This is a genomic window from Bacillus cereus group sp. RP43, assembly GCF_040459645.1.
Classification (GTDB): Bacteria; Bacillota; Bacilli; order Bacillales; family Bacillaceae_G; genus Bacillus_A; species Bacillus_A mycoides_C.
This window is the reverse complement of record NZ_JARVHQ010000001.1, coordinates 1,257,809-1,269,760: the sequence shown is the minus strand read 5'-3', so window position 1 is coordinate 1,269,760 and position 11,952 is coordinate 1,257,809. Positions and strand designations below refer to the sequence as shown.

The window sequence follows — 11,952 nt, the reverse complement described above, 5'->3', positions numbered from 1 at the left end:
TTCTAAATAGAAGCAGCTTTATGATTCGTAATAATTACCATAGTATACGTTTGAATACGGCCATGTCATTAAATACGGCTTTCGTTCTTGAACAGGTTGCTGCTCAGGCTGTTGCATTTGCTGTATTTGTTGCTGCGGATATACGCCGAATTGTTGCCTCATATCATTTACAGGATAATAATTTGTATATGGATATACTTGAGGTACATAGTAATAATACATTCATTCTCTCCCCCTTTTCCTTAAACATATTCAAAGGAGAAAATGAATGTGACATTCTTTATATTTGCACAAGTGGTTCTCTCACTTGTTTCTTTCTTTTCTTCAAACGTAACTTACGATTTTTTTCATATAAATAATGTACAACGAAATATGAAATTACCCCAAACACAATCCCTATTATCGTCATACCAATTAATACATACACTTCACTCTGTAATAAGCTCTTTAATATCGTAAAAATATGGCTCGAAAACAAATCTGATATCGTAAATGGTTCATGATGTATTTTCTGTACATCAAATGGATAAATCATTTTCCCTAATGCATAAGCAAACGGAAATAAAAATACTGGGAGAAACGATATTTTCCCAATAATATTACCAATGACTGCGGCTGGAAATGATCCCTTTGCTAACCTGACAATTGGATAAAATATTAAATATACAAGCGATGCCGTATAAATTACCAACATTTCTAAACCAAATCCAATAGCAAAACCTAACGACACTTTCTTTGCTCCTTCTGGTGATCGAAGCAACTTAAAATATTGAAACTTTAATATTCTCCACATCCGCTGAAAAAACGAATATGTTTTCTTAGTTGTTTTCACCCTCATCATCTCTTTAACTATATTTTTATACCTAGTATGCCCTTACATACTCTGAAAAACAAATTTCATTTTCTCTTTTATTATAAATGATATCAAAATGGTTAACCAAATATACATATGACATTTCAATATAAAAAAGCACCCCTCCAATTGTTATTCGTGTCTAGCAATTTGAGGTGCACTTTAGTTGGGCGGCTTTTTTCTTATTCACTAATAGTTCCCCAATCACAAATTGACATATTTGATGCATCAGCAAAATATTCATTTGTATCTATTTCTGACAAAAACCTCCATTCATTATCAATAGCATTAACTGGTTGTTCTTTAATACACCATTTCACATTCCCTTTATATATGTAAAATATTCTTAGATATAATGCTACTACCTAAGCCACTACTCTTTTTCAACTCATCACCTCCAGAGCTTTTTTCATATCTTCTGTTCCACGTTCTTCAATTAAATACCTTAATGAATATCCAGATTTATTTTCATCATTAATATTCGGGCGTTTTCCTAAAAATTTTACAATTAAATCTTTTCCTTCCTTTGTTCTTTTTTTTAATACTTCTTGACATAAAGACCATATTGCAGAATTACCAAATTTTTTATCTTTTAAATCCAAATCTATCCCCATATCAACCAGCCTACAAGCTACTTCAACCGCACCTGGAAAATTAATATTTGCTGCTAAATAGTGCAATTCATTACATTTATCATTAGAAATTATATTAACCTTTGCACCACTGTCCAATAGAAAGTTTGCTATATCAAACTTTCTACTAATTAATGATTTTTCAAGTAAACTAATACCATTTTTATCAATTGAATTTACAATCTCTTCAATACAGTTTCCCTCAATTTTTAGCTTCTCTAAAAATAATTCAAGATTCCCGAACTTTATAATAGTCCCATAATCAGAATTATTTACTTTCATATTAACCCTCCTCAATAATAGTTAATAAATCATTTCTCCAAGAGTACTCTTTAGCATAATCCACACATGATTTTCCAAATTGATCTTTCAAATTGTAGTTCGAACCCTTTTTAATAAGTAGTTTATACATGTCTTTATTATCTTCTGTAGACAATTTATTTATTGTAATAGCATACTTCAAGGGAATAGCATTATATTTATCCAAAGCATTTATATTAATTTTATTATCAATAAGTAGTCTTGTTATCTCTAATTCATATTCTATTGTTGGGCGTAAAACACAAAAATAAAACATATGCAATGCATTCCTTTTATCCTTAAGTGTGGTGTAATTAATATCAATACCCTCTTCTAGTAAAAAATTTATAATTTTAAGTTTTTCACTAGAATTTTTATTATTAGTCATAGCCATGCACAATAAATTAATATCTAAATCACTATCAATTTGATTAATATCACCATCATAAATTTTTTTAAAATCTTCAAAATCCCCTTCTCTAACTGCATCAAAAACATTTAATATTCTCATTTCATCATCTTCCTAACTATTCATATTTATGACTTCTATATACTTATGTTACTTCAAATCCCACAATATTTATGAGTCTGATCGTTTATTTTTAAAATATGTAGAGTGCTCTTTTCCAGTAGATACATTTAAGCTATGATTCCTATCAATTTACTATTTAAGGAAATTACAAAACCATTATTAACTAAAATTAGCTCTTTACTATCGCCACCTTGAACATTGCGATAAATTACAGTCTATAAAATGCAACACTTCATACACTTATAAAATTATACGTGTATCAACTTATTTCTACGCTAAAACCAAAAAAGCACTCGTCGCCTTTAGTCGACAACCCAGTGCTTTAAGTTCATCTGTTTTTAAATAGTATAGATTTTCAAGTTTTGTAGTAACAGTTTGACAGCCTTTATATGTCATGACAACTACTACGTTAAAACTTACGAGTTTGTACGAGTTCATTAGTTTTATATCCATTCCATGTGTTTATATTCATCATCCAGTAAAATGTCATCTCGCCTAAGCTCGTACTTCGTTTTTCTATTCTATCATTGCACAAAGTACTCCATGATGGTACAACTATCATGAGGTATGTATTTTTTTATAGCTTATTCTTTTTCTTTCCACTCCAATAATAAATTCTTTTCTGTTAGCTTGCCTTATGTGCTTTTATATCATTTCAACTTTAAACATTAAATGGTTAGATGTTCTTAATTACCTCATTAACAGATTCACTAAACATATCAGGGTCTTCATTTTTTATATCAATCAATAATTCTTTAATACTAATCGTAATTGATGGATCAAATCCCGAAAGTACTTTTCCATATGCTAATCTTACTTGAGGATGATTAAGAATTCTATAATGTAAAATTTCTACCCATTCTTGAGCTGAGCTAATCATCTTTGGAAAAGCTTTAGCAATACATACAAGTCCTTCTTCTATGTTATTTTTATATAAGCTCTCTATTCCATGAATCAAACCAAACATAACCTCAAATTGCTCAGTCTCATCATCCAAAACTAAACATAACTCTGTAATAACAGAGACGTCGTTATACGCTATTACTTCCATTAATGACTCATTAAAATCTCGTATCTCATTCTCACTTTCTAATAAACGATTATCGTATAATCTTTTTAAATGACTCTTTATATCCAAAGATAATCGTCCTTTCCATGTTTTATTTATCAAATAAATGCGGATACAGCTCTTTTTCTCTTTTTATAACTCCTCGTAAACCTTCTCTTATCTCCTCAGTATAGAAACCATCTTTTATATAAATTTTTCGAGCATCCAAACTATCATGAGCTAAGGTTTAAATACTCCTTTGATTTTCTCCTGATAGACCATATATATATTTCACGATGTCTCCCACCATTTTCTTCATTTTAAAATGTTTCTTTTACCATAGTTCATTTATTTTCTTGCATAACTTAACCCTCTCGAACTAAATAGTTTTTATTGTTATCTTCCCAGTATCTATACTCATAGAGTACTTGTTCATCAAATCGCTGTAAATAACCTTCCCAGTTATTCGGAATATATTCTTCAAAAGATATATTTAGATTTTGAAGCAATTTACCCCAATCATTTTCAGTAAATTCACTTATCAATTTTTGTACATACATAAATTCATCATCATAGAAGTAGTTATCTGAGCTATTTCCAGATAATACTGCATCTACTTTTTCATACATTTATGTCCCTCCTCTATTTGATAAATCCACCTGATAATAGTGCATTTATTTGACCTATTGGCTATCCAGTAACCACATTGTCACCTATTTTTATTACATCAATTTCTATGCCGTCAATAATTTCTCTATGAAAAGTTGCCCCATCTCTTCCTCTAATACTTAACGGAGAAGAGTTACCTACATCAGTTAGTTATACTATCTAAAATCTTTTTATCACTCCAACTCTCTGAAAATATTGCACTATTCTCTATTTTAGCCAATTTTCCATCGGGGAATTGAGTCGTATAGTTGATATCTTTCGTAACATTTAATGCTATTAACCGTGATAAAAGAACGAAAAAAAGAGCATTTTCCTTTCGGAATTGCCCCTCTCACCTAAGCCCGTACCTCGTTTTCTATTCTATCATTGCACATAACACTCTATGATGGTACAACCATCATGAAGTATGTATTTTCAAACACCCTATTATTTTCCCTATCCACTTCACATATACTTTGTTTTTCATAGGTTATAGTTAAAGCTTATATCCGTAAAAATATTTTTGTCCCTTTTCCCAGTTTTCACTTAAAAGTTCGTTTATATAGTCAATAAAATCTTTATAATTACTTGCACTAATAATAGTGTTGTAATCCGCAGGTACTCTTTCACCAGTCCAAATTGATAATAAAGATGGTATTAATTCCATCTTTAATTGCTCCTCATTATTCGCAGCAATCATAACCCGCTGAATTAATTTTTTAGCTATGTCTCCAGGAAAAGCTAAATTCTGTTGAAAATAATAACTATTTGTATCCTTTTCCTGACAATACTTAAAATAAAAATTTCCAATTTCATCTATAGTTGCATCTTCACCAATTTGCTCTTCAAAATTAATAAAAGAATCAATAGAGTCTCTTATAATAGTAGCTGTATCACTGAATTCCTCCCACTCTTCAAGTAAAGCCAATAAATATGGAATTACCTCAAGAGAAAGTGAGGTTGTGGCTGCTGATGCAAAAGTGTCTACTGTTTCTTCAGTTACCTCACTAAGAAAACGGAGATTATTTGAATCCCTTAAGTCTTCATGTGTTGCGACAGATAAGAATACTCTAATACATAAATTCAGAACCGCTTCATCTTTAGTCTGATTCATTAATTGAACTAATAGTGGTTTTTGAGTAAAATCCCCCGTTTTAAATAATTCTATTAAGTTAAATAAAACTTCCGTTTCTGTTACAGATTTTAAAATTTTTTCTTTTATTTCCGATTTAGCTAAAATTGTTTTTTCTCCAAACCATATACTATTCATAAGATTTCCCGTTTCTCCCATAAATGCACCTACTTTCATTAAATTATCTCTTTCCATTTTCTCGTTGCCATTTCAGAACTTTATTTTGAAAAACAGTAACCTCAGTATGTTGTGGATTATTACCAAATACAATAATCCCCTTTTCATTCTCATGTATTTTTAGTACCTTAGCATTTTCTTTACCATAACCCATTTCATGATAAAAATCCAAATTCAAATCATCAATTTGTTCTCGACGAATAGTTGATTCTCCTGTATTCTTTATATTTGAACTTACATTCTCTCCCCCAAAAGATAAACCTTGGACATGGTGACCTTTTTCAAGTTCCCCTCTTCTAACCAACGCTTGATAGTCTGCTCTTGCTTCCTTTAGTTCTGTACCCTTTACTATTGTAGATTCATCAGGGTTAGGATACCAATCAGGGTTAGTTTCGTGTAATTTTTTTGCCTCATCATAATAAGTTCCATAAACATCCTTACTTGAAGAATTATTACCCGTACCCTTAACTCCATTGACTTTCTCCACAGGTACTTTTTTAGCTTTATTCACAGCCTCAGTAGCCTTAGCAGTCATTTTAACTCCTTTTCCTACTTTAGCTATCTTTCCAAAGGGGGTAAGCCCTGCTACTGCCATTCCTCCTGCAAATACTCTATCCAAAGTAGATAGTTTTTCACCAGTAGATGGATCAATCCCATCCCAAGCACGACGAATATCATACTCACCACTTATTTCACCCACTATATCCCTAGCAAGTTTTTCACCATCAAAATCCTCTTTCCCTGATGATAGTGGTCCACACATCGCCCCTTTTTCCATTGTAACATCTTGATTATCTGTATTGCGGAATTTCTCAGCAATTCGTTTCAAATCTTCTTCTACTTTTACAAGTGAATGAATAGATGTAAAAGCTTTTGGTCGCGCATCATTGAACATTTGAATGAACTGTTGATTGGAGGCACCAATCCACTGAAAACACAATTGATCTATTTCATTACATAATTTATTATGTATAGATTCTAATGCGATTCGAGTATTACTTGCACGATTCGCAACTTCTTCTAGCATTTCAGGTGTTACTTTAATTTGAACCATTTTTTTCCTCCCTCTCCCAATTAAAATTATGAGATAAAAAGAAAAAAATGTAAATACGGAAATTTCAGGCCAACCAAAAATCTTTATATAACATAAAACCTGCTTAACAGCAAATGAACCCTATGTGTATGTGAAGTAAAGGAAAGAGCCTTCCTGATGAACAGGGACCAAAAGGTTAGACAAAAAATTAAGTAGCTGTTTCTCTAATAGATATCCCTCGTCTATCCATATAATTAAGTACATTCAGTGTATACTGAAGGGAATATCTTTTTATTGCATTTATTTTTTCTTCTAGTGAGAATTTAACCAAAAAAATACACCGCCACTTGTTATTCGTGTCTAACAAGTGGGGTGCACATCATTTAGGAAGGCTCTTCTATATTTTTAAATAAACTCACTAATAAAGCTTTTTGCGCGTGTAGTCGATTACCAGCTTGCTCAAAGACGATAGACTGTGGCCCATCTATAATTTCTCCTGTTACTTCTTCCTCACGATGGGCAGGTAAACAGTGTAAGAAACGATATGTTTGCTTCGCATGCATAACAAGTTCTTTATTAATTTGGTAAGGTTGAAATAAAGTATATTTCTCTTCTTCTCCCTCTTGCCCCATGCTCATCCAAACGTCAGTATAAATAAAGTCTGCTTCGTTTACCGCTAATTCAGGATTATGCAAAATTTCAATTTCAGCTCCTGTTTCTTCAGCAATTACTAACGCTTTTTTTACAATTTCCTCATTCGGTTCATACCCTACAGGCGTTGCAACAGTCATATGCATTCCGACTTTCGCACTCGCTAACAACAATGAATGACATACATTATTTCCGTCACCTACGTAAGCCAATTTTATTCCTTTAAATGTATTTGTTTCTTCATATATCGTCATTAGGTCTGCCAATGCTTGACAAGGATGATGATCATCCGTTAAACCGTTAATAACAGGAATACTCGATTCTTTTGCAAGCTCTTCTACATCCGCGTGTGAGAATGTACGTATCATGATCCCGTCAATATACTGCGATAATACTTTCGCAGTATCTGAAACGGTTTCTCCTCTTCCCATTTGCATCTCTTTCCCACTTAAAAACATACCATGTCCCCCGAGTTGTACCATTCCCGCTTCAAAAGATACACGAGTACGAGTTGAATGCTTATCAAAAATAAGCCCTAATATTTTGCCTTGTAATAAAGGCTCTTGCTTATTCTTTTTTAAATATATAGCGAACTCAATTAAAGAAATAATTTCTTCTTTCGTTAATTCTTCTAGTGTTAAAAGATCTTTCGTATTTAATTTCGGTACTTGTACAGTTGACATGAATCTTCCCCCTTATATGATTGATACGTTTTTTATACAAACTACTTTTTTTATTATATATACTGCCTGTTCTAACTCTTCATTCGTGACAATGAGTGGTGGTAATAGTCTTATAACATTAGGGCCTGCTTGTAATACGAGAAGTCCTTCGTTTTCTAGTTGTTCTATAAAACTTGCAACTTCATGCTTACACTCGATCCCAATCATAAGCCCCTTACCACGTATATTTTGAATACATTCGACATGTTGTAATTCCTCTTGCAACTTCTGTAATACGTACTCGCCCTTTTCTTGTACTTCTTTTAAAAACGATGGTCTTTTACTTACTTGTAATACTTCTTTCGCTGCAGCCATCGCGATGTAATTCCCGCCAAAAGTTGAACCGTGTGATCCTGCAGTAAACGACGTTCCGAGCTCTTTCTGGCCAATCATCGCTCCGACAGGAATACCATTCCCAAGTGCCTTTGCAACGGTAACGATATCAGGCTCTATTCCCACTTGTTCATAAGCGAATAGTGTTCCAGTTCTTCCTATCCCCGTTTGTACTTCGTCTATAATAAATAAGGAACCGAACTTATTACATAATGTTTCAATCTCTTTCAAAAAAGATAGAACAGCAGGTATTACTCCTCCCTCTCCTTGAACTACTTCTACCATTACCGCCGCAACTTCTTCATTCATTACTTCCTCTAATGCTTTAATATCGTTAAAAGGGATATGTAAAAAAGATGGAAGTAATGGACCAAATCCTTCTTTTACCTTATCTTGGCCCGTTGCACTCATCGTTCCAAATGTTCTACCGTGAAAAGACTGCTCGCATGTTACGACGAGAGATTTTCCAGTATGCTTACGCGCTAACTTCAAAGCTGCTTCATTTGCCTCTGCCCCGCTATTACAGAAAAACACATAATCTAATGCTCTATTTTCTGTTAATAATGACGCAACTTCTTCTTGTAAGCTGTTTGTAAACAGGTTAGATATATGCCATATAGCATCAAGTTGCTCTTGTACACCTTTGAGAACAGTAGGGTGACAATGCCCTAAATTACATACGCCAATTCCTGATGTGAAATCTAAATATTGCTTACCGTTATTATCAATAACTTTCGTTCCAGTTCCCTTTACAAACTCAATAGTTCTTCTGCCATACGTTTGAAAAAGATGACTTGTCATGCAATACTCACGCCTTTCGTTACCGTCGTTCCAATACACTCTCCTGTAACCTCAGTAAAATCTTTTGTACCATTCACAATACTTATCTTTTGCACTCCCATTTTTAATGATGTCAGTGCCGCCTGTACTTTCGGAATCATCCCACCTGTAATAATCCCTTTTTCTATAAAAGTAACAATTTCAGATTCATCCGCTTTCTTTACTAAATTCCCTTCATGTAATACCCCATCTACATCTGTAATAAAAATGAGTTCTTTTGCGGATAGCGCGGCCGCAATCCCAGCTGCAGCGGTATCCGCATTTATGTTATACACTTCATTATCATTTATCCCGATTGGAGCAATAACAGGAATATAATTCATATCTATCAACCCTTTTAATAAGGCTGTTTCTACATAACTTACTTCTCCTACATATCCTATCTCTTCCCCAACAGGTTGAACTTGAAGTAAATTACCGTCACATCCTGAAAGCCCCACCGCAAGTAAATTATGTTTTTGTAAATTCATTACGAATTTTTTATTCGTACTTCCGCATAGCACCATTTGAACAACATCCATAACCTCTTTCGGTGTTACTCGTAATCCATCTTTCTTTTCTATCTTGATATTAGAGTCTTCTAACTTGGCATCAATTTCTGGGCCACCGCCATGGACAATAACAACCTTATACTTATTTTGCAATTTCTTTATGCAATCAAAAAACACACCATTTAATCGATTCAACATGCTACCGCCACATTTAACTACAATATAATCGCTCATCTTCTCTCTCCTTATGTACGATAACAAGCATTTATTTTCACATATTCATAACTTAAGTCGCAGCCCCAAGCTGATCCCGTTTCATCTCCTAAATGTAAACACGCATCAATTTTTATTTCATGTTCTTGTAATTTCTTTTTCATTTCCTCTTCGGAAAACATTTGAGGCTCACTATTTTTTAATACGGTGATAGATTGAAGAGTGATATCAATTGTATTTGGGTTAATAGTTACTTCACTCTGTCCAATACTACTAATAATTCGTCCCCAATTTGGATCCTCACCATATATCGCTGTTTTCACAAGACTTGAACCGACTATTTGTTTTGCAATTTGCTTTGCTTCTTCATTTGTTCTAGCCCCTAACACGTTTACTTCTATTAACTTCGTAGCACCTTCACCATCTTGTGCAATTTTTTTCGCTAAATCTTCACATACCTTTTGTAAAGCAAATACGAAAGTTTCCCAGTCCTTATGTTCCATATCCATCGTTTTCGTTTCTGATAATCCACTTGCCATAACGATAACCATATCATTTGTAGACGTATCTCCGTCCACCGTAATTTGATTAAACGTATGATTCGTAATTTGTGATAATGCTGTTTGCAGTATTTCATGCTCTATATTTGCGTCTGTTGTAATAAAACTAAGCATCGTTGCCATATTCGGGTGGATCATCCCTGAACCTTTTGCGACCCCAGCAATGGTCACTGCTTCCCCATCAATTATCATCTCATAGCAAGTTTCTTTCGTTATAAGGTCTGTCGTTAAAATTGCTTCACAAAAAGAATGAGCTTCCCTTACTTCCTTTGTTGGCACAAGAGATTCAATTCCCTTTCGAATGATATCCATCGGTAAAGGTACTCCAATTACACCTGTTGAAGCGACTGCAACGTACTTTTCTTTTACTCCAAAGTGTTCCGCTCCTAATGTTCGCATCTCATAAGCATCTTGCAATCCTTTCATGCCCGTACAAGCATTTGCATTTCCGCTATTTACAACAATTGCTTGTAATTTCCCTTCTGCTGCTATGCTATCCTTCGTTACTTGCAACGGTGCTGCTTGTATTTGATTTGTTGTATACACAGCGGCACATGATGCTGGCACCTCACAAACGATTGCACCCACATCCTTTTTCACCTTTTTCAGACCATTTGCAGTACCGATTGCCGAAAAGCCTTTCGGCGTAACAATTGAACCATTTGCTAATTTTGTAAGAGACGATGCTTTAATCATATTTTCCCCCTTATGGATAAAGCGGCATATGCTGTAAACCCGTTGTTTCTTCTAGTCCCGCTAATAAATTTGCATTTTGAACCGCTTGCCCAGCTGCACCTTTCATCATATTATCTATAACAGAAACTATCGTAATTCTTTCTGTTCTTTCATCGTAGGCCATCCCAATATCACAATAATTTGAGCCTCTTACTTCTTTCGGACTCGGAAATTCTCCTTGAGAACGAATTCGAATGAAAGCTGAGTTGCGATACGTTTCTTCATACAACTTTTGAAGTTGCTGCATTTTGATTTCTTGTTTTACTTTCGCATAGAGTGTAACCATAATCCCTCTTGATATCGGTATTAAATGTGTACTAAATGTGATTGGCTTCGCTTTATCATTCCACTCTACAAGCATTTGCTCAATCTCAGGAACGTGCTGATGCTGATTTACTTTATAAATGTGAAGGTTATCATATAGCTCTGGAAAATGAGTCATTGTTGTTGGGGTTTTGCCTGCTCCAGATACACCTGACTTTGCATCAATGATAATCGAATCTTCTTCAATCATCCCGCTACGTACTAACGGCGCTATCGCTAATAATGCAGCTGTCGCAAAACATCCTGGGTTTGCAATTAAATTTGCATTTTGAATCTCAGGACTTTTCCATTCACTTAATCCATATACTGCTTTCCTAAGGATTTCTGCTTCTGCAGCTGGCCGTTTATACCACATTTCATATGACGAAGGATCTATCATACGAAAGTCACCAGATAGGTCAATCACTTTTAAACCTACTTCTAATAGTTGTGGCGCTAGCTCTGCCGATACTCCTGCAGGTGTTGCTAAAAACACAACCTCTGCTACCTTCCTTATTTCACCCACATCAATTTCTTGCAACTTATGAACGAGAACATTTCGCAAATGCGGATATGCATTCGCTATGCACTCGCCAACTTGTGAAAAGGAGTGGAGGGATGCTATTGAGAAGTATGGGTGTTGCTCTAATAACCTAATTAATTCAATACCTCCATATCCAGTTGCTCCAATAATCGCGACTTTCATATGCTCCTCCTTAAATCGATTCTTTAAATTAAATATGATTATA

Annotated in this window: 14 protein-coding genes; all 14 read right to left on the bottom strand. The window is 34.1% G+C overall.

Translation table 11 applies throughout. The features are described from left to right. Window positions 1-18 precede the first annotated feature (18 nt). Window positions 19-222 carry a hypothetical protein gene (locus tag QCI75_RS06705; RefSeq protein WP_144506872.1) on the bottom strand — a complete coding sequence of 68 codons (204 nt, stop codon included), beginning with the start codon at window positions 220-222 and terminating at the stop codon, window positions 19-21. Between the two features lie 58 nt (window positions 223-280). Beyond that, complete coding sequence (locus QCI75_RS06700; RefSeq protein WP_144506871.1) at window positions 281-841, bottom strand: DUF2062 domain-containing protein; 561 nt, start codon at window positions 839-841, stop codon at window positions 281-283. 194 nt (window positions 842-1,035) lie between these two features. Then, on the bottom strand, window positions 1,036-1,173 hold the full coding sequence (locus QCI75_RS06695) for an immunity protein Imm33 domain-containing protein (RefSeq protein ID WP_144506870.1): 138 nt from the start codon (window positions 1,171-1,173) through the stop codon (window positions 1,036-1,038). 63 nt (window positions 1,174-1,236) lie between these two features. Further along, on the bottom strand, window positions 1,237-1,767 hold the full coding sequence (locus QCI75_RS06690) for an ankyrin repeat domain-containing protein (protein WP_144506869.1): 531 nt from the start codon (window positions 1,765-1,767) through the stop codon (window positions 1,237-1,239). Window position 1,768: 1 nt separating this feature from the next. Then, window positions 1,769-2,296 carry an ankyrin repeat domain-containing protein gene (locus tag QCI75_RS06685; RefSeq protein ID WP_144506868.1) on the bottom strand — a complete coding sequence of 176 codons (528 nt, stop codon included), beginning with the start codon at window positions 2,294-2,296 and terminating at the stop codon, window positions 1,769-1,771. A gap of 697 nt (window positions 2,297-2,993) precedes the next feature. After that, on the bottom strand, window positions 2,994-3,455 hold the full coding sequence (locus tag QCI75_RS06680) for an Imm30 family immunity protein (RefSeq protein WP_144506867.1): 462 nt from the start codon (window positions 3,453-3,455) through the stop codon (window positions 2,994-2,996). Between the two features lie 275 nt (window positions 3,456-3,730). Next, window positions 3,731-3,994 (bottom strand): hypothetical protein, encoded by a 264-nt coding sequence (locus QCI75_RS06675; protein WP_144506866.1) that lies wholly within the window; start codon window positions 3,992-3,994, stop codon window positions 3,731-3,733. A gap of 515 nt (window positions 3,995-4,509) precedes the next feature. Further along, entirely contained in the window at window positions 4,510-5,322 is an 813-nt protein-coding gene (gene imm47 / locus QCI75_RS06670) for an Imm47 family immunity protein (RefSeq protein WP_353760112.1), read from the bottom strand. Window positions 5,323-5,326: 4 nt separating this feature from the next. Continuing rightward, window positions 5,327-6,376: a WXG100 family type VII secretion target gene (locus QCI75_RS06665; protein WP_353760111.1), complete on the bottom strand. Its 1,050-nt coding sequence runs from the start codon at window positions 6,374-6,376 to the stop codon at window positions 5,327-5,329. A 362-nt stretch (window positions 6,377-6,738) separates the two neighbouring features. Continuing rightward, the gene (gene argF, locus QCI75_RS06660) at window positions 6,739-7,689 is read right to left on the bottom strand and encodes an ornithine carbamoyltransferase (RefSeq protein ID WP_353760110.1); all 951 of its coding nucleotides are present in this window, start codon (window positions 7,687-7,689) and stop codon (window positions 6,739-6,741) included. 12 nt (window positions 7,690-7,701) lie between these two features. Beyond that, on the bottom strand, window positions 7,702-8,862 hold the full coding sequence (locus tag QCI75_RS06655; protein ID WP_353760109.1) for an acetylornithine transaminase: 1,161 nt from the start codon (window positions 8,860-8,862) through the stop codon (window positions 7,702-7,704). Further along, window positions 8,859-9,626 (bottom strand): acetylglutamate kinase, encoded by a 768-nt coding sequence (argB, locus tag QCI75_RS06650; protein ID WP_353760107.1) that lies wholly within the window; start codon window positions 9,624-9,626, stop codon window positions 8,859-8,861. The genes QCI75_RS06655 and argB overlap by 4 nt, the downstream gene beginning before the upstream one ends. 11 nt (window positions 9,627-9,637) lie before the next feature. Continuing rightward, window positions 9,638-10,861 carry a bifunctional glutamate N-acetyltransferase/amino-acid acetyltransferase ArgJ gene (gene argJ / locus QCI75_RS06645; protein WP_144506858.1) on the bottom strand — a complete coding sequence of 408 codons (1,224 nt, stop codon included), beginning with the start codon at window positions 10,859-10,861 and terminating at the stop codon, window positions 9,638-9,640. Between the two features lie 10 nt (window positions 10,862-10,871). Next, window positions 10,872-11,909, bottom strand: a complete 1,038-nt coding sequence (gene argC / locus QCI75_RS06640; RefSeq protein WP_144506857.1) for an N-acetyl-gamma-glutamyl-phosphate reductase — start codon at window positions 11,907-11,909, stop codon at window positions 10,872-10,874. Window positions 11,910-11,952 lie beyond the last annotated feature (43 nt).